Source organism: Pseudodesulfovibrio sp. (assembly GCF_028692895.1).
GTDB lineage: Bacteria > Desulfobacterota > Desulfovibrionia > Desulfovibrionales > Desulfovibrionaceae > Pseudodesulfovibrio.
On record NZ_JAQUWN010000046.1, the window covers coordinates 1 to 16325 of the forward strand.

General features: G+C 63.2%; 21 protein-coding genes. 10 read left to right on the plus strand and 11 right to left on the minus strand.

The genetic code is table 11. The features are described 5' to 3' along the window. From PHP91_RS11725 to PHP91_RS11765, 9 genes are all read left to right on the plus strand, one after another. Window positions 1-770, plus strand: a 770-nt coding sequence (locus PHP91_RS11725) for a preprotein translocase subunit SecY (RefSeq protein ID WP_300140750.1), incomplete at its 5' end; no start/stop codon positions are given. A 6-nt stretch (window positions 771-776) separates the two neighbouring features. Further along, window positions 777-1547: a type I methionyl aminopeptidase gene (gene map / locus PHP91_RS11730; RefSeq protein ID WP_300140752.1), complete on the plus strand. Its 771-nt coding sequence runs from the start codon at window positions 777-779 to the stop codon at window positions 1545-1547. 126 nt (window positions 1548-1673) lie between these two features. Further along, window positions 1674-1787, plus strand: a complete 114-nt coding sequence (gene rpmJ / locus PHP91_RS11735) for a 50S ribosomal protein L36 (RefSeq protein WP_300140754.1) — start codon at window positions 1674-1676, stop codon at window positions 1785-1787. 12 nt (window positions 1788-1799) lie between these two features. Further along, entirely contained in the window at window positions 1800-2171 is a 372-nt protein-coding gene (rpsM, locus tag PHP91_RS11740; RefSeq protein WP_300140756.1) for a 30S ribosomal protein S13, read from the plus strand. 83 nt (window positions 2172-2254) lie between these two features. Continuing rightward, entirely contained in the window at window positions 2255-2641 is a 387-nt protein-coding gene (gene rpsK / locus PHP91_RS11745; protein WP_300140758.1) for a 30S ribosomal protein S11, read from the plus strand. 17 nt (window positions 2642-2658) lie between these two features. Beyond that, window positions 2659-3285 (plus strand): 30S ribosomal protein S4, encoded by a 627-nt coding sequence (rpsD, locus tag PHP91_RS11750; protein WP_300140760.1) that lies wholly within the window; start codon window positions 2659-2661, stop codon window positions 3283-3285. A gap of 12 nt (window positions 3286-3297) precedes the next feature. Further along, entirely contained in the window at window positions 3298-4338 is a 1041-nt protein-coding gene (locus tag PHP91_RS11755; RefSeq protein WP_300140762.1) for a DNA-directed RNA polymerase subunit alpha, read from the plus strand. Continuing rightward, entirely contained in the window at window positions 4328-4771 is a 444-nt protein-coding gene (rplQ, locus tag PHP91_RS11760; RefSeq protein WP_300140764.1) for a 50S ribosomal protein L17, read from the plus strand. Before PHP91_RS11755 ends, rplQ begins: the two co-directional genes overlap by 11 nt. A gap of 85 nt (window positions 4772-4856) precedes the next feature. Next, complete coding sequence (locus tag PHP91_RS11765; protein ID WP_300140766.1) at window positions 4857-5780, plus strand: selenium metabolism-associated LysR family transcriptional regulator; 924 nt, start codon at window positions 4857-4859, stop codon at window positions 5778-5780. Here PHP91_RS11765 and PHP91_RS11770 read toward each other — a convergent pair. From PHP91_RS11770 to PHP91_RS11785, 4 genes are all read right to left on the minus strand, one after another. Next, on the minus strand, window positions 5765-6613 hold the full coding sequence (locus tag PHP91_RS11770; protein WP_300140768.1) for a menaquinone biosynthesis protein: 849 nt from the start codon (window positions 6611-6613) through the stop codon (window positions 5765-5767). The genes PHP91_RS11765 and PHP91_RS11770 overlap by 16 nt on opposite strands. After that, window positions 6610-7683 (minus strand): cyclic dehypoxanthinyl futalosine synthase, encoded by a 1074-nt coding sequence (mqnC, locus tag PHP91_RS11775; protein ID WP_300140770.1) that lies wholly within the window; start codon window positions 7681-7683, stop codon window positions 6610-6612. Before mqnC ends, PHP91_RS11770 begins: the two co-directional genes overlap by 4 nt. A gap of 151 nt (window positions 7684-7834) precedes the next feature. Beyond that, a complete protein-coding gene (gene mqnE / locus PHP91_RS11780) occupies window positions 7835-8929 on the minus strand; it encodes an aminofutalosine synthase MqnE (RefSeq protein ID WP_300140772.1) in 1095 nt (364 codons plus the stop codon). An 8-nt stretch (window positions 8930-8937) separates the two neighbouring features. Further along, on the minus strand, window positions 8938-9567 hold the full coding sequence (locus PHP91_RS11785) for a TetR/AcrR family transcriptional regulator (RefSeq protein WP_300140774.1): 630 nt from the start codon (window positions 9565-9567) through the stop codon (window positions 8938-8940). A 133-nt stretch (window positions 9568-9700) separates the two neighbouring features. Between PHP91_RS11785 and PHP91_RS11790 the strand changes: the two genes are divergently transcribed. Continuing rightward, window positions 9701-10543, plus strand: coding sequence for a 1,4-dihydroxy-6-naphthoate synthase (locus tag PHP91_RS11790; protein WP_366141563.1), 843 nt, complete (start codon window positions 9701-9703; stop codon window positions 10541-10543). On the opposite strand, the gene PHP91_RS11795 is transcribed toward PHP91_RS11790, so the two are convergent. The 7 genes from PHP91_RS11795 to PHP91_RS11825 form a co-directional block, all read right to left on the minus strand. Further along, complete coding sequence (locus tag PHP91_RS11795; protein WP_300140778.1) at window positions 10540-11454, minus strand: DMT family transporter; 915 nt, start codon at window positions 11452-11454, stop codon at window positions 10540-10542. The genes PHP91_RS11790 and PHP91_RS11795 overlap by 4 nt on opposite strands. A 175-nt stretch (window positions 11455-11629) precedes the next feature. Continuing rightward, window positions 11630-11899 (minus strand): hypothetical protein, encoded by a 270-nt coding sequence (locus tag PHP91_RS11800; RefSeq protein ID WP_300140780.1) that lies wholly within the window; start codon window positions 11897-11899, stop codon window positions 11630-11632. 87 nt (window positions 11900-11986) lie between these two features. Continuing rightward, window positions 11987-12529 (minus strand): ribosome biogenesis factor YjgA, encoded by a 543-nt coding sequence (gene yjgA, locus PHP91_RS11805; protein WP_300140781.1) that lies wholly within the window; start codon window positions 12527-12529, stop codon window positions 11987-11989. Then, window positions 12530-13156, minus strand: a complete 627-nt coding sequence (locus PHP91_RS11810) for an ABC-type transport auxiliary lipoprotein family protein (protein WP_300140782.1) — start codon at window positions 13154-13156, stop codon at window positions 12530-12532. Between the two features lie 15 nt (window positions 13157-13171). Continuing rightward, on the minus strand, window positions 13172-14323 hold the full coding sequence (locus tag PHP91_RS11815; protein WP_300140784.1) for an MlaD family protein: 1152 nt from the start codon (window positions 14321-14323) through the stop codon (window positions 13172-13174). 3 nt (window positions 14324-14326) lie between these two features. Beyond that, entirely contained in the window at window positions 14327-15124 is a 798-nt protein-coding gene (locus tag PHP91_RS11820) for an ATP-binding cassette domain-containing protein (protein WP_300140786.1), read from the minus strand. A 2-nt stretch (window positions 15125-15126) separates the two neighbouring features. Beyond that, a complete protein-coding gene (locus PHP91_RS11825; RefSeq protein WP_300140788.1) occupies window positions 15127-16287 on the minus strand; it encodes an ABC transporter permease in 1161 nt (386 codons plus the stop codon). Between the last annotated feature and the right edge of the window lie 38 nt (window positions 16288-16325).

Here is a 16325-nt window from a genome sequence, read left to right on the forward strand (position 1 = left end):
AGGGCATCGGCAACGGCATCTCCATGATCATCTACGCCGGTATCATCGCTGGTCTCCCGACCGCGCTGATCAATACCGTGCAGTTGATGACCGTGGGCGAAATCAGCCTGTTCATCCTGCTGCTTCTGATCGTGTTCATGGCCGCCATCCTGGCCATGATCGTGTTCATGGAGCGCGGCCAACGGAGAATTCCGATCCACTACGCCAAGCGTCAGATGGGACGGCGCATGTTCGGCGGTCAGACCACACATCTGCCGCTGAAGATCAACACTGCGGGAGTCATTCCGCCGATCTTCGCGTCCTCCATCCTGATGTTCCCGGCCACGGTGGCCCAGTTCTCCAACGTCCAGTGGCTCAAGGACATCTCCGGATTCCTGAGCCCAACTTCGATCGTATATAACATCCTGTACATCGGCATCATCATATTCTTCTGCTATTTCTACACTGCGATCATGTTCGATCCCAAAGGAATCGCGGAGAATATTCAGAAGCAGGGTGGTTTCGTCCCGGGCATCCGCCCGGGCGCCCGCACCAAGGAGTACATCGACAAGGTGCTGGCCCGAATCACCCTGTGGGGCGCCTTCTACGTTTCATTCGTCTGTGTTGTTCCCATGGTTCTCATCAGCAACTTCGGCGTGCCGTTCTATTTCGGCGGCACGTCGCTGCTGATCGTGGTCGGTGTGGCCATGGATTTCATGGGACAGATCGAATCCTACATGATCTCGCGTCAGTATGAAGGCCTGATGGGCAAGGCAGGAAAGGGCAGGTAGTTCACCTTGAAGAAATTCAGGGGAGTCTTCCTCAAAAACGATAATGAGATTGGCCTCATGCGTGAGGCCAATCGTATTGTTTCCAAGATTCTCGACGAGTTGGGCGAAGCCGTGAAACCCGGCGTGCCCACCATGCTCTTTGAGGACATTTGCCGGAAGCGGTGCGACGAGTTCGGCGTCCGCCCGGCGTTTCTGGGGTACCAGGGATTTCCCTATGCCCTGTGTTGTTCTGTGAATGAAGAGATCGTGCACGGCTTTCCCTCCAAGGAGCGCATCCTGAAGGAAGGGGACATCGTCAGCTTTGACATGGGCGTCGTGTACGATGGGTTCTACGGGGATTCGGCCCGCACCTTCGGTGTCGGGAAAGTGTCCCACGAGGCCCAAAAACTCATGGATGTAACCCGTGAGTCTCTGTATATAGGTATCGAACAGGCCGTCCCCGGCAACAACCTCTATGACGTTTCCGCGGCAATCCAGTCATATGTTGAAGGGTTCGGCTTCGGTATAGTCCGTCGCTTCGTCGGGCACGGGATCGGAAGCCATCTCCACGAGAAGCCCGAGATCCCCAACTTCGTTCCCAAGGGCATGGCCGGCGTTCCTCTCAAAGCCGGCATGGTGCTAGCCATTGAGCCGATGGTCACGCTTGGGAGCTACGAGGTGGAAATGCTCGGCGACAGGTGGACCGCCGTGACCAAGGACAGGAAACTGTCCGCTCACTTCGAGCACACGGTGGCGGTCACACATGAGGGACCCCGGATACTGAGCTTGTCCGAGTGATTTCGGCATGAAATCTTTTGACTTGCTTATTATCCTGAAACGCTGTATAAAACGCAGCTTCGTCTAAAAGGCCACCCCCATAAGGGGGCGTGTCCATTATTGTTATTTAGCAATCTGGAGTTGGTCATGAAAGTCAGACCTTCTGTTAAGAAAGTGTGTTCCAAGTGCAAAGTAATCCGGCGCAACGGCGTGCTCCGCGTGATCTGCGAGAACCCCCGCCACAAGCAGCGCCAAGGATAAAGGGTAAGAATTATGGCACGTATAGCTGGTGTAGATCTGCCGAGAAACAAGCGCATGGACATTGCGCTGACCTACATCTATGGCATCGGCCGCGCCATGGCCGCCAAGATTCTTGCGGATACCAACGTTGACTGGAAGACCAACAGTGACGACCTCACTGCCGACGACGTCAACGCCATCCGTAAGGAAATTGAAGACAACTACAAGGTCGAGGGTGATCTCCGTCGCGACATCACCACGAACATCAAGCGGCTGATGGACATCGGCTGCTATCGCGGTCTGCGCCATCGTCGCGGCCTGCCCGTTCGCGGCCAGAAATCGAAGACCAATGCTCGCACGCGGAAGGGCCCCCGCCGCTCCGTCATGAGCCGCAAGAAAAAGTAGCGGCTCTGTTTGCGGGCTTCGCGCCGTCCCGCCCCGTGGGCGTGGCGCGTCTATAAGACTTTTATTTAACGGAGATCAACGAAATGGCTAGACCTCGTCGAGCTGGGAAGAAAAAAGAGAAGAAGAACATTCCCGTAGGCATCGCGCACGTCAAGGCCACGTTCAACAACACGATCGTGACCTTCACCGATGTCAAGGGTAATGTCGTTAGCTGGGCTTCCGCCGGCGCCGCCTTCAAGGGCTCCCGCAAGTCCACTCCTTTCGCGGCGCAGATGGCCGCCGAATCCGCTGCCAAGCGCGCCCAGGATTCCGGGATGCGCACCGTCGGCATCTACGTCAAGGGCCCGGGTTCCGGACGTGAGGCCGCCATGCGCGCCATCAGCAACGCCGGTTTCAAGGTGACCTTCATCCGGGACATCACCCCGATCCCCCACAACGGTTGCCGTCCGCCCAAACGCCGCCGCGTCTAACGTAAGGAGAATTCATCGTGGCCAGATATACTGAAGCAAAATGCAAGCTTTGCCGTCGGGAGGGCGAGAAGCTCTTCCTCAAGGGCGACCGCTGCTACACTGACAAGTGCGCTTACGAAAAGCGCCCCTATCCCCCGGGACACTCCGGACGCATGCGTCACAAGATGAGCGACTACGCCGTCATGCTTCGCGAGAAGCAGAAGGTGCGCCGCATGTACGGCGTCCTGGAAGGCCAGTTCCGCGAATACTATGAGCGTGCCGACGGCATGAAGGGCGTCACGGGTCACAACCTGCTGGCGCTGCTCGAACGCCGCCTGGACAACGTCATCTACCGCCTCGGCTTCGCCAACTCCCGCGACCAGGCTCGTCAGCTCGTGCGCCACGGCATCTTCAAGCTCAACGGCCGCCGCGTGAACGTTCCGTCCATGCAGGTCAAGGCCGAAGACGTGATTGAGGTCCGTGAGGAGGCTCGCAAGATCCCCGTGATCGGCGAGGCCCAGGAAGTCATCGCCCGCCGCGGCTGCCCCGAGTGGCTGGAGTCCGACGGCGCCAACTTCAAGGGCACGGTCAAGGCCATGCCGAGCCGGGAAGACATCCAGTTCCCGATCAACGAGCAGCTTATTGTCGAACTGTACTCCAAGTAAATAGGGGATCTCATGCTTATTGAGAATGGCGACAAACTTATCAACACCCGCAACTGGAACGAACTGGTGAAGCCCGAAAGTCTCGTGCGCGATCCCAAGTCGGGCGCGAACTACGGCAAGTTCATCTGCGAACCGCTGGAGCGCGGCTATGCCACCACCATTGGCAACGCCATGCGCCGGGTCCTTCTGTCCTCTATGCAGGGGTGTGCCATTGTTGCCGCCTCCATCGAGGGCGTGCAGCACGAGTTCACGACGCTGCCGGGTGTCCTTGAAGACATGACCGAGGTTGTGCTCAATCTCAAGCAGGTGCGTATCGCCATGACTACGGACGAGCCGCAGAAGGTCATCCTCGAGGCCAACGCCAAGGGTCCGGTCACGGCCGGCATGATCCAGGAGAATCAGAACGTCAAAGTCCTGAACCGCGATCAGCTCATCGCCACCCTGACCGAAGATCGTCCTCTGAAGATGGAGTTCGAGATCCGCATGGGCAAGGGGTACGTTCCGGCCGACATGCACGAAGGACTGATTGAGGATATCGGGTCCATCATTCTGGACGCGAGCTACTCTCCGGTCAAGAAAGTGGCCTACTCCGTGGAGCAGGCCCGTGTCGGTCAGATGACCAACTACGACAAACTCATCCTCGAAGTCTGGACCGACGGCTCCGTGTCTCCCGAGGATGCCTGCGCATACAGCGCCAAGATCCTCAAGGATCAGCTCTCCGTGTTCATCAACTTCGATGAACTGTCTTCCCAGGCCACCGAGGAGAAGGAGGATTCGATTGACCTCAATCCGAATCTCTTCAAATCCATCGACGAGTTGGAACTCTCGGTCCGTGCCACCAATTGCCTGAAGGCCGCCAACATCCAGTTGGTCGGCGAGCTGGTTCAGCGCACCGAACAGACCATGCTGAAGACCAAGAACTTCGGTCGCAAGTCCCTGGACGAAATCCGCCGGGTGCTTGACAGCATGTCCCTCAAGTTCGGCATGGCGGTCGAGGATTTTGACAAGAAATACCAGGAATGGTTGAAGAGGAAAGAGAAAAATGAGGCATAGAAAGTCCGGCCGGAAACTGAATCGGTCCAATACGCACCGCGCCGCCATGTTCAAGAACATGGCCCGGGCGCTGCTGACCTACGAGCAGATCCGCACCACTGAACCCAAGGCCAAGGAACTTCGCCGCATCGTCGATAAACTGGTTACCATGGCCCTGCGCAACGACGTGCACGCGCGTCGCGAGGCGTACAAGGTCCTGGGCAGCCACCAGATGGTGCAGCGTCTCTTCGACGAAATCGGCCCCCGTTTCGACGGCAAGGGCGGATACACCCGCATCCTCAAACTCTCCCAGCCGCGCAAAGGCGACTGCGCCCCCATGGTCATCATCGAGCTGACCAGGAAGGCCGCCCCTGCCGCCAAGGAAGAGACCAAGACCGAGAAGCCCGAAGAGGCGAAGGCCCCCGCGGCCTCCGAATCCGAAAAGGCTGAATAGCGTTTACAAGGGGCAGGTCTGTGACCTGCCCCTTTTCTTTGGGGAGAAGTATAGATATTTTCAATAGTTAGGCGGTAATCTGTCTATGGATGTTCGCAAGCTGGAAGCGTTTTGCCAGGTCTACGAATTGCAGAGTTTCTCCAAGGCCGGCGAGGTCATGTTCCTGTCACAGCCGACGATCAGTTCGCACGTGGCCAACCTTGAAGCCGAGCTTGGGGTCAAGCTCTTTGATCGGCTGGGCCGCAAGGTGCTCCCCACCCAGGCGGGCGATGTCCTGTACCGGAGCGCCGTGGCCGTCTTCGAACACCTCAAGGAGGCGCGGGCGTCCATCGAGATGCTGCGCGACAAGGTGGTCGGCGAAGTGACGGTCGGGTGCAGCACAATACCTTCTTTCTACATTGCGCCTCGCATACTTTCCAGTTTTTTCACGCGGTATCCCCAGGTGACCTTCACCGTGCATACAGGCGACTCGTCCGAGGTCATTAAGCGCGTGGCCTCCGGGGACTGGCCGGTGGGCATTGTGGGTGAGCTGCCGACGGAAGAAGGGCTGACCTCGAAGCTGATCTGTGAGGACGAAACCGTTGTGATTGCGGCCAAGGGCGCAGACTGGCTGCCTCGCGAGGACGGTCCCCTGGGCATGGAAGAGCTGGCCCGGATGCCCTGGGTTATGCGCGAAAAGGGCTCTGCCACGCGCCATTCCCTGGAGTCCCAGCTAAACACTCTCGGCCTGACCCTCGGCGACCTGACCGTGCGCTGCTGGGTGGACGGAACCAACGAGGCCCTGGCCCATACCCTGCGCGGTGCCGGACTTTGCGTGACCTCCCGGCTCGCCTCCTCGCGGTTCATCGAAAGCGGAGCGCTGGTCCGGGTCAACGTGCCGGAGCTGGAGGGCAAGCGCCAATTCTACCTCGTGTACAACGAGGGTCGGCACATGCTTCCGGCCCTGCGCGCCTTTGTCGATTTTGCGGGCAAGGGCACCAAGTCCAACGACGATTATTCCGTGGAATAGTCCACGGTTCCTGGAAGAAAGCGGATGGGCGGCACGGCGTCGATGATGCCGTGCGCCTTCAGCCTGCGGTAGAACAGGTTCAACCCGCGCACCTCGGGCTCCGCGAAGTCATAGAGCAATCCCACAAAGTAGGAGCACATTTCCCGCTGGTTCAGGCGGCTGCCCTCGGCCGCCAGGACGCACAGCTCGGCGAGATGGTCCGTTCCCCATCGCCGCGCGGCCATGAGCGTCTCGCAGGCCCGGCGCACCTTGGCCTCGTCGCGGGCGAAACTCTCGCGGCTGGCGATCCACACCCCGAAGATGAACGGCTCGCCCGTGAGCTGCCGCCAGGCCTCGCCCAGGTCGGTGTGCACCGGGTAGTCCGGGTGGTAGCGCAGGTTCAGCGCCTCGTCGCCGATGCACAGGATGGCCTCGGGGCGTTTGCCCGACGCAAGCAGGTGCGTGGCGTCTCCGGTGACGTACTCGACGTTGACACGCCACAGTTCGGCCAGGAGCACGCGGAGCAGGGCGGCCGAGGTGTGGGTCTCGGCGCTGACCATGATGGTCCCGCCGTCCAGCTCCTCCACCGGTCCCCGGCTGAGCAGGAGCACGCTCTGGACCGGCCCTCGGCTGCCGATGGCGATGTCCGGAATCAGGTAGTATTTGTCGGGATGGCGCGCGTATTCGATGCTGGAGCAACCCGACAGGTCCAGCCTGCCCGCGTCCATGAGCCGGTTGAGTTCGGCGGGCGGCCCGGCCACGATTTCGAAGTCGTTCTCGATGATGCCCGTCTCCAGCGGATGATGGATGGGCAATACGTTCAGGTAGCCGATCCGGCCCAGGCGCACGCTCATGCCGCGCCTCCCACCGGGGTGTAGTCCATGGTCCGCTGCCGGGGAGTGAACCCGGCGTCTCTCACCAGGCGGTGGATTTCCTCTCGCGAGAGGGAAAAGCGGACACCGGCGGCCCGGACCACGTTCTCCTCGATCATGGTGGAGCCGAAGTCGTTGCCGCCGAAGAAGAGGGCGAGCTGGGCGATGGTCGGGCCCATGGTCACCCAGGAGACCTGGATGTTGTCCACGTTGTCCAGTACCAGGCGTGAGAGGGCCAGGGTGCGCAGGTATTCCACGCTGGTCAGCTTGCGGCAGTGGGTGAGCCGGGTATGGTCCGGCTGGAAGGTCCAGGGGATGAAGGCCGTGAATCCGCCGGTGCGGTCCTGGACGTCGCGCACGGCGAAGAGGTGCTCCAGCCGCTGCGCCGGGGTCTCCTCGTGCCCGAACATCATGGTCGCTGTGGTCCGGAGCCCCTGATGGTGGGCTTCCTCCATGACACCGAGCCATTCCCCGGCCAGACACTTGTTCGGGGCCACGGCCGCGCGGACCTCGTCCACCAGGATTTCCGCGCCGCCGCCGGGGATGGAGTCCAGCCCGGCAGCGCGCAGCCGCCGGATGACCTCGGCCACGGCTATTCCTTCCCGTTTTGCCCAGAACACGATTTCGGGCGGCGAAAAGGCGTGGATGTGCACCGGATGCTCGGCCTTGATGTAACGCAGCATCTCCTCGTACCTAGAGAGCGGCAGGTCGGGATGATGCCCGCCCTGCATCAATATCTGGGTCCCGCCCAGCCGTTTGGTCTCCTCGATCTTCTCCCCGATCTCCTCGAAGGACAGGACGTAGGCCCCGTCCTCATCAGGCTTCTTGTAGAACGCGCAGAACTTGCAGCAGCAGACGCAGACGTTGGAATAGTTGATGTTGCGGTCCACCACGTAGGTGACCACGGGCTCGGGATGCTTGGCCAGCCGAACCCGGTGCGCCAGAAACCCCAGCTCATGGAAGTCCCCATCAGTATAGACCCTAAGCGCCTCATCAAAGGATAACCGCCCGCCATCCAGAACTTTTTCAAAAATCTCATTCAATCCATTCATATCTCTCAACCTGCTCAATCCACCCCGCGAAGCGGAGCCAAAAAGTTTGGGGGGTGAGGGGGGATGGGGGCCGGGGGAAGGGGGGGAGAGGCGACCCTTTTTAAAGGTTCCCTCTCCCCCCCCCTCCCCCGGCCGCCGGAGGCATCCTCCCCTAAATCTCGTTGAAACGGCCGTCGCGTTCCACGGGCGTGCAGCCGCAGCCTCGGAGCATGGCGCGCAGTTCGGCGCGGCTCAGTCCCTGTTGCGAGGTGGCTCCGGCCTCGTGGCCGATTTTTTCCTCCACCACGGTGCCGTCGAAGTCGTCGGCCCCGAACTTGAGGGCGGCCTGGGCCTCCTTGATCCCGAGCATGACCCAGTAGGCCTTGATGTGCGGGATGTTGTCGAGCATGAGCCGGGCCACGGCGATGGTGCGCAGGGTCTCCAGGCCGGTGAGGGGATTCTTCACCTTGAGCTTGCTGTTCTCGGTCAGGAAGGGCAGCGGGATGAAGCAGGTGTAGCCGGGGCTGCGGTCCTGGGACTCGCGCAGGCGGACGAGGTGGTCGAGCCGGTCGTCGCGAGACTCGATGTGGCCGAAGAGCATGGTGCTGTTGGTCCGGATGCCCAGTTCGTGGGCCTGTTCGTGTACGGCCAGCCACTGGGCGGCCGTGGCCTTGCGCGGGCAGATGCGCTCGCGCACAGGGGAGGCGAAGATTTCGGCCCCGCCGCCGGGCAGCATGTCCAGCCCGGCGGCTTGCAGCCGGGCCAGGACCTCGCGAGGGGAGCAGCCCTCCAGGGCGGCGAAGTGGGCGATCTCCACGGCGGTGAACGCCTTGATGACGGTCTGGGGCAGCCGGGCCTTAACCGCGCGAAGCACGTCCTCGAAGAAGGCGAGGCGGAGCCGGGGGTGGCAGCCGCCCACGATGTGAATCTCGCGCGGGGCGAGGCCCGCGTCGTCGATGCGGGCGATGACGTCGTCCACGGAGAGGACGAAGCCGCCGTCCGCGCCGTCCTCGCGCTGGTATGCGCAGAAGGCGCAGCCGTTGACGCAGACGTTGGTGTAGTTGATGTGCTGGTTGACGACGTAGAAGGCCTTGTCGCCGTGCAGGCGTGTGCGGGCCAGGTGGGCCAGGGAGCCCACGGCCAGGGGTTCGGGACACTCGAAGAGGTGTTGGCCGTCCTCGAAGGAAAGGCGCTCTCCGGCCTGGACCTTGGCGTGAATCTCCTTGAGCCCCATGTTGGCGTAATAGTCGCTGTTGAGCAGTTGCATGGTGTCTCCTAGGCTCCCAGGCCGTGGCGGAGGAATTCCGTCATGGCCCGGGCCCGCTCCGCCAGGGTTCGCGGCGCGGGGTCGATGCCCGCGTCCTGGGAGGGAACGGCGTGGTTTTGCAGGAACCTGTCCAGCATGGTGTGGAGCAGGAACACGGTCATTTCGCGGTCGAGGCCGGGGCGCAGTTCGCCCGAGGCGACGGCGTCGTCCACCAGCGCCCCCAGGTACTTGGCGTGGGCCCGGCGGATTTCGCCCAGGAATCGTTCCCGGAGCGGAAAGTTTTCGTTGAAGAGCATCTTGAGATAGATGCGGTAGATGAGCGGGTGGGCGTCGATGAACGCGCCGCTGGCCAGGAAGCTCTGCTCGATGCGGCTGAAGAAGTCGCCGTCCGTGTCGCGGATGGCCTTGAGCGGGCCTTTGAAGTCGGCCACGGCCCGGCTGAAGATGTGCTCGAACAGTCCGGCCTTGTTGCCGAAATACTTGAAGACCGACCCTTTGGCTATGCCCAGGCGGTCCACGATGCGGTTGATGCTCGCGTCCTGGTAGCCATGGTCCGCGAATTCGCGCGTGGCCTCGGTCAGGACGCGGTCTTGCTTCTCCTCCGGCAGGTTCTCGAAGGTCTGTCTGGTTCCCGCCATGCTTGCTCCTTTGTCCGGTCTTGCGCTTCGGCCCCTCGTCGAGTAAGGGTGACCAGGTGGTCACCATGTCTATCTCCGGTGGCCGAACCTGTCAACCTCGTCGGAAATTCCGGCCTGGAGAGGAGCTAGGATGATGTGGAACCTGACCCTCGGCTATTCGCCATGTCCCAATGATACCTATATTTTCCATGGGCTTGCATCGGGAGCGGTCCCTTGGCCGGGACATCTCTCCATTTCGTTGGCCGACGTGGAGGCGCTGAACGGCCGGGCGGCGGCCGGGATGCTGGACGTGGTCAAGGTCTCGGTGGGCGCGGTGGCCGGCATCCTGGACCGCTACGTGCTGCTGCGCGCGGGCGGGGCCATGGGGTTCGGCGTGGGGCCGCTGCTGGTGGCGCGGGAGGCGCGCGATCTCGCGTCGCTGGACGGATGCGAGGTGGCCATTCCGGGCCGCCGGACCACGGCCAACTTGCTGTTTTCGCTGTGCTGCCGCGAGGCCGGGATCACCGTGCGGACGCGGGAGATGGTCTTTGACCAGATCATGCCCGCCGTGGCCGCCGGGGAGGTGGACGCGGGCGTGGTCATCCACGAGGGGCGGTTCACCTTCGGGCGGCTGGGGCTGACCCGGGTGGCCGACCTGGGCGCGTGGTGGGAGGCCTACTCCGGGTCGCCGGTGCCGCTGGGCGGCATCGCCATCCGCCGTTCGCTGGGCATGGAGGCGGCGCGGGCCATGAACGCGGCAATCCGGCAGAGCCTGCTCCGGGCTCGCGAACATCCGGGCGGGGCCTGGGAGTACATAAAGGAGCATGCGCAGGAGATGGACGATGAGGTTGTCCGGGAGCACATTGCGACTTTTGTCACCGATTACAGCCTGGACGTGGGCGAGGCGGGGGAGCGGGGCGTGGAACGGCTGCTGCGCGAGGCCGGATGGCCCGGCGGGGACGTCTTCATCCCGCGCCGGGGAGGGGCGGGAGGCTAGGCCGAGGGGGCGGCCGGAGTGTCGGCCTGAATTTCGGCCCGGCGGTCCTGGCTCAGGAAGACCCCGGCGATGACCACGGCCGAGGCCGCGTACTGCACGGCGTTCAGCCGCTCGCCCAGGAACATCCAGCCCAGGATCAGGGTGATGACCGGGATGAGATTGATGAAGGCCGAGGCCTGGGAGGCCGGGATCACGGACATGCCCCAGTTGTAAAAGCCGTAGGCCCCGATGGACACGAAGGTGCCGAGGTAGACCACCGCCAGCACGCCGGTCATGTTGAACGTTTCGGGCAACTGGGTGGACGGCAGGAATAGCAGGGGCAGGAAGAAGATGGAGCCCACAAAGGCCTGGACCATGGTCAGGAACCAGGAGCCGTAGCGGGGGGTCAGCCCCTTGAGGGTGATCATGTAGCCGGTGGCGCAGACCATGGCCAGGAATTCAAGGAAGTTGCCGAGCACGGGGTTGGGCGCGGTCTCGGTGGCGCTGGCTGCGACGGAGAGGGCCACGGCCCCGACGATGGCCAGGCCAAAGCCGGAGAGGGTGCGCCGGGTGATGCGCTCGCCCAGGACGAAGCGGGCGGCCACGGCCACCATGAGCGGGAGCAGGGCGCAGATCATGCCCGCCTGGGAGGCGTCGGTCCGGGTCAGGGCCATGGCCTCGAAGACGAAGTAGAGCCCCGGTTCGCACACGCCCATGAAGAGCAGTTTTTTCCAGTCGCCGGGCCGGTAGTCGATGTGCCGGAGCTTGCGGAAGACAAAGAGGAAACAGGCCGAGGCGATGAACATGCGGCCGAAGATGACCACCATGGGGTCGAAGTGGGCGAAGGCGATCTTGAGCACGACGAAGGAGCTGGCCCAGAGAATGACCGCCACCCACAACGCCGCGAATGCCTTACCTTTTTCTTGAATCATGTGCGACTGTTCCCTCACTGTTCGGATAGGCTGCTCTATCATCCAACGGATCGCAGGGGAATGGGAAAATCCATCATTTCTTCCCATGAAAGCCTTCGGCTGCGGCAATGACGGCAGTGAAACGAGAAAGCCCCGCAGGACGGGGCTTTCTCGGATGTTCTATGGCGGCTGTTCGCTAGTGGGGACAGACGGCCAGGAGGTTCATGGGCTTGTACCCATTGTCCGGGTTCAGTGCGTAGCGGCAGCCCAGGTGGGAGCCGTCGCGCTTGTTGGCGATGTCGGCCTCGGAACCGAGGTAGAACGGGCAACTGTTGTTCTCGCAGACCAGGATCACGCCCCAGCCGGTCTCCCCCGGCGGGAGCCAGGGCGTCATGGGCTTGCCGCAGTGCGGGCAGTCGTGGTCTTCCAGTTCGGTAACGATTCCGGCATATTCGTGAATAACCATGCGCTCTCCTTGGCATCGGTGCAATGGCACCGGTTCGTGCTTGTGTCGTTAGATAAAGCCGCTGGCGGCCCCGTCAAGGGCGCGGGATCAATTTTCTTCCGGGAGCGGGAGGGCGCGCAGGAGGCGGAAGAGGGCGCGGCCGTCCTTCATTGGCTTGCCGGAGACCTTTTCCCGCCGCGCGCCCAGGGTGAGTTGGCGCAGGCGCTGGCCCTGATCCGGGTTGGCGTCGAAGAGCTCCTGGAGCAGGTCGTCGTCGCCGTCGGTCAGCCGGTCGCGCAGCCGTTCCAGCCGGTGGAACTCGGCGGCGTTGACCGAGCGGCCCTGGCGCGCTTCCTCCACGATCTCGCGGGCGCGCTCGGTGTCGCAGGCGCGCATGAGCTTGCCGACGTATTGCAGATGGCGGCGGCGCGCCTCGTGCTTGGTCAGGGTTTTGATGAGGAGCAGGGCGTCCTCGGCCTCGGGGGTCAGCCCGGCCTCGCGCACGGCGGCCTCGCCCAGTGCCGCCAGCTCCTCGCCCAGGTTTTGCAGGGCGGTCATGTCCCGCTTCATCTGCGACTTGCTGGGCCGGTCGTAGCGGTCGTCGTCGAATTCCTCGGGTCGAAAGAGATCTTGTTTTTGTTTTTTTGCCATTTAGTTCTTTTTCCTGGCCATGGTCGGGACTCCGGCCAGGTCGGATTCGAGTTCGGTGAAGATGGACTGCGCGGCCTCGGTCATGGCCTTCACCAGCGCGGCCGGATCGGGCTGGGACAGCGCGATGCGCCGCCGGTAGTCCTTGGAAAAGACGATGTCGTTGGTGGGCGTGGATTCGTCCACCAGGAAAAACTGGAGGGCGACCACGGCGGCCGGAGAGCCCGAGGAGTAGTCGCCGTACAGGGCGTTGACCGTGCCCTCCAGGGTCAGGCCGGGGATGACCATGCTGCCGGGCTCGATGATGTCCCGGAACAGGCGGGAGGCGTCGAGCCAGGAGCGCAGCTCCGAGGTCAGCATGTTGCCGGGGGCCACGAAGTACATGTTGTAGAAGTCGGATTCGATGCGCCCGTCGGTCATCTGGTAGACCAGCTCGCGCGTGTTGTAGAGGTCGGAGACGGTCATGCGCCGCAGCTTGAGGATCACGCCGGAGTCCGCCCGCGCGGAACCGGTCCGGACCGGGTGGATGCGGTAGAACGTCTTGTCCATCGGCTTGGCGCCGAGCTTGACGCAGGCCGAGGCCGCCAGGGCCAGAGCCAGGATCAGGATGAGGGTCAGGGTGCGTTTCATGACGATGTCCCCGCGTTATTGGGTGTCGGGAGTGGCCTTGCTCGGCGGCTTGCCGAAGAAGATGCCCGAGGGGTAGCGCTTGGCGTCCCCGCTCAGTTCCCTGAGGTTTTCCATGACTTCGCGCGTGCTCTCCATGATGGCGTGGATGTTCGCCTCCTCGCTGGCCACCACGCCGTTGAGGCGGTTGACCAGGGCGTGGACCTTCTTGACCGAGGCGGTCAGGTCATTCGAGGCCTTGGCCACGTTCTCCAGGGTGGGCGCGATCTGGCCCATGGCCTTGTCCATGCGCGGGTCGGCCAGGAGCCTGGCCATGGTGTCGGAGGCGCGCTTGAAGCTGGCGATTGCCTGGCGCGCGTCGGCGGCCGAGGCCACGATATCGTCCTTGGATCGCGTGGTGATGTCGCCGATGGCGGTGAGGGTCCGCGCGGCCTCTGGCAGGAGGCGCTCCGTGGCCGGGTCGGCCAGGAGCTCGTTGGCCCTGGCCAGGAGGTTCTTCGCCTCGGTCAGCAGGCCGATCATGCGCTTGCCCGCCTCCTTGCCGCCCTCGGTGTGCATGAAGTCGTTGAGAGCGCCGACGATGGACTTGACGTCCTTGATGATGCTGCTGATATCGTCCTTGTTCAGGCTGCTCAGGGTCTCGCTGATGGCGGTGACGGCCGCCTCGATGCGGCTCAGAGTGCTGGGTTCGGACGGGATGTAGGTGTCGTCGGGCGTCCAGTCCACCTTGAGGACGTTCGTGGGCGCATTCTTGTCGTAGACGAAGTTCAGGAAGAGCTGGCCGGTCAGACCCAGGGTGGTGGGCCGGACGCGCAGGCCGTGTCCGATCTCGCGTTCGACCAGGTCGTTGAATTCGTCCTTGTCCAGGTTGCCGAACATGTCGGGATTGATGTCGCAGAGCACGTAGACGTAGCGGTGCTCCTGCTCCCTGGCCTTGTCATAGATGTTGCTGACGAAGTCGATGGCCGAGACCCGGCCCACGCGCACGCCGCGCAACTTGACCGGCGAGCCGATCTCCAGCCCGTTGACCGACTCGTCGAAATACGTCTCCACCTGGTACGTGGTCTCGAAATAGCGCCCCGCGCCCAGGATGATGATGACCGCCACGATCATGCAGGTGCCGCCGATGATGAAGGCGCCCAGCTTGAAGTAGTCGTTTTTTCGTATCATCGCCTATCCTTGCTCCGTGGTGGTTTGCGCCGCGCCCTCGCCCGGGACGGACGGGAGGCGGTGGAAGAATTGCCGGACGAAGGGGTTGTCTGACGTGTCCCTGAGCACCTTGGGGTCGCCCTCGGCCACGATCCTCTTTACGTTCCTGTCCAGCATGATGACCCGGTCCGCGATGGCGTAGATGGACTCCAGCTCATGGGTGACGATGACGAAGGTGATCCCCAGGGTTCGTGACAGGTTGAGGATCAGTTCGTCAAGCTCGGCGGACGAGATTGGGTCCAGCCCGGCGCCCGGTTCGTCCAGGAAGAGGATCTTCGGGTCCAGGGCCATGGCCCGGGCGATGGCCGCCCGCTTCTTCATGCCGCCGGAAAGGGCGGCGGGCATCTTGTACAGCGAATGCTCCAGGTTGACCATGGCCAGCTTGGACTTGGCGATCAGGTCAACGGCCTCGGCGGGCAGGGAGGTGAACTCCTCCAGCGGCAGCATGACGTTCTGCAGCAGGGACATGGACCCGAAGAGCGCGCCCATCTGGTACATGACGCCGAAGCGCCGGGTCAGGGCGATGCGCTCGGCCGAGGAGGCTGCGGCCAGGTCGTCCTCGCCGAAGAGGACCTGGCCCGACATGGGCTGGTACAGGCCGATCATGTTCTTGAGCAGGGTGGACTTGCCGCAGCCGGAACCGCCCAGGATGATGAAGATTTCGCCCTCCATGACGTCGAAGCTGATGTCGTCGAGGATGACCGTGTCGTCGTAGCCGCAGGTGAGGTGGCGGACGGATATGGCGGGCTTGCGCTGCTGCATGGCTAGATGCCCAGGTAGTAGTAGGCCACGGCGAAGATGCCGTCGGCAAAGGCGATGGCCACGATGCCCGAGACCACGGCGCTGGTGGTGGACAGGCCCACGGCGCTCGCGCCGGTTCGGGTCTGCATGCCGCGCAGGCAGCCCACCCCGGCCACCAGGATGGCGAAGACCACGGCCTTGAGCATGCCGCCCCAGAAGCCCGCGTAGTTCAGGTAGGTGAAGACGCGCGAGGTGAAGGTGACCAGGGGGAAGCCCAGGGAGAGCATGACCACCGCGCCGCCCACCAGGGAGGCCAGGTTGAAGAACATGGTCATGATCGGGACCATGGCCAGGGCCGAGAGAAGCTTGGGAATGACCAGGAAGCGCATGGGCGAGAGCCCCATGGTGGTCAGGGCGTCCAGCTCCTCGTTGATCTTCATGGTGCCGATCTCGGCCGCGAAGGCCGAGCCCGAGCGCGCGGCCAGCAGGATGGCCGTGACCAGCGGGCCCATCTCGCGGAACATGATCAGCCCGAGCATGTTGGGGATGAATATCTCGCCGCCGAACCGCTGCAGGGAGACGGCGGACTGGAAGGACATGATAAGCCCCATCAGGAAACCGATGAGGGAGATGATGAACAGCGAGTTCACGCCGACGTTGGCGCAGGAGAGCAGGACGTCCTTCCAACGGATCTTTGACGGGTGGCGCAGGGCGAAGAGGGTCATGGCCGAGGCCTCGCCCGTGAAGGTGACCATCTCGCGCAGGCCAAGGAGCATCTCGCAGGTGGCCTGGCCCAGGGCCTCGGCAAGCCCGCGCCGCTCCCTCTGGCCCGTCTTCCACTCGGGAAACTCGCTGCGCCACGCCGCGTCAACCAGGTGGACGTATCGTTCATCCAGGTTGACCAGGGTCAGCGCGCCGCCCCTGGCCGCCACGGCGTCCCGGAGTTTGAGGAGCAGGGCCACCCCGGCTCCGTCCAGGTAGCGGACGCCGCCGAGGTCCGCCTCCACACGGGGTTGGGAGGATGTCTCGGCCAGGCGGACCGCCTCGTCCCAGATGGCCGTGGTGCCCGGCGCGTCCAGGCCGCCCGACAGGGTCAGGGTGAGCACGCCGGAGCGGACGCCCGCCGAAACGGCGGCGCCTGGGGGCGTTGAGGGCGAAATGGGTTGCGGCACGTTGCTCTTCATGGGTCCGACAGTTTCCCGCCCGATCAGGGCGTATGGAA

Coding starts and splice junctions, on each gene's coding strand:
- rpmJ (WP_300140754.1), top strand. CDS start 1,674: ATGAAAGTCAGACCTTCTGTTAAGAAAGTGTGTTCCAAGTGCAAAGTA.
- rpsM (WP_300140756.1), top strand. CDS start 1,800: ATGGCACGTATAGCTGGTGTAGATCTGCCGAGAAACAAGCGCATGGAC.
- rpsK (WP_300140758.1), top strand. CDS start 2,255: ATGGCTAGACCTCGTCGAGCTGGGAAGAAAAAAGAGAAGAAGAACATT.
- PHP91_RS11755 (WP_300140762.1), top strand. CDS start 3,298: ATGCTTATTGAGAATGGCGACAAACTTATCAACACCCGCAACTGGAAC.
- rplQ (WP_300140764.1), top strand. CDS start 4,328: ATGAGGCATAGAAAGTCCGGCCGGAAACTGAATCGGTCCAATACGCAC.
- PHP91_RS11765 (WP_300140766.1), top strand. CDS start 4,857: ATGGATGTTCGCAAGCTGGAAGCGTTTTGCCAGGTCTACGAATTGCAG.
- PHP91_RS11770 (WP_300140768.1), bottom strand. CDS start 6,613: ATGAGCGTGCGCCTGGGCCGGATCGGCTACCTGAACGTATTGCCCATC.
- mqnC (WP_300140770.1), bottom strand. CDS start 7,683: ATGAATGGATTGAATGAGATTTTTGAAAAAGTTCTGGATGGCGGGCGG.
- mqnE (WP_300140772.1), bottom strand. CDS start 8,929: ATGCAACTGCTCAACAGCGACTATTACGCCAACATGGGGCTCAAGGAG.
- PHP91_RS11785 (WP_300140774.1), bottom strand. CDS start 9,567: ATGGCGGGAACCAGACAGACCTTCGAGAACCTGCCGGAGGAGAAGCAA.
- PHP91_RS11790 (WP_366141563.1), top strand. CDS start 9,701: ATGTGGAACCTGACCCTCGGCTATTCGCCATGTCCCAATGATACCTAT.
- PHP91_RS11795 (WP_300140778.1), bottom strand. CDS start 11,454: ATGATTCAAGAAAAAGGTAAGGCATTCGCGGCGTTGTGGGTGGCGGTC.
- PHP91_RS11800 (WP_300140780.1), bottom strand. CDS start 11,899: ATGGTTATTCACGAATATGCCGGAATCGTTACCGAACTGGAAGACCAC.
- yjgA (WP_300140781.1), bottom strand. CDS start 12,529: ATGGCAAAAAAACAAAAACAAGATCTCTTTCGACCCGAGGAATTCGAC.
- PHP91_RS11810 (WP_300140782.1), bottom strand. CDS start 13,156: ATGAAACGCACCCTGACCCTCATCCTGATCCTGGCTCTGGCCCTGGCG.
- PHP91_RS11815 (WP_300140784.1), bottom strand. CDS start 14,323: ATGATACGAAAAAACGACTACTTCAAGCTGGGCGCCTTCATCATCGGC.
- PHP91_RS11820 (WP_300140786.1), bottom strand. CDS start 15,124: ATGCAGCAGCGCAAGCCCGCCATATCCGTCCGCCACCTCACCTGCGGC.
- PHP91_RS11825 (WP_300140788.1), bottom strand. CDS start 16,287: ATGAAGAGCAACGTGCCGCAACCCATTTCGCCCTCAACGCCCCCAGGC.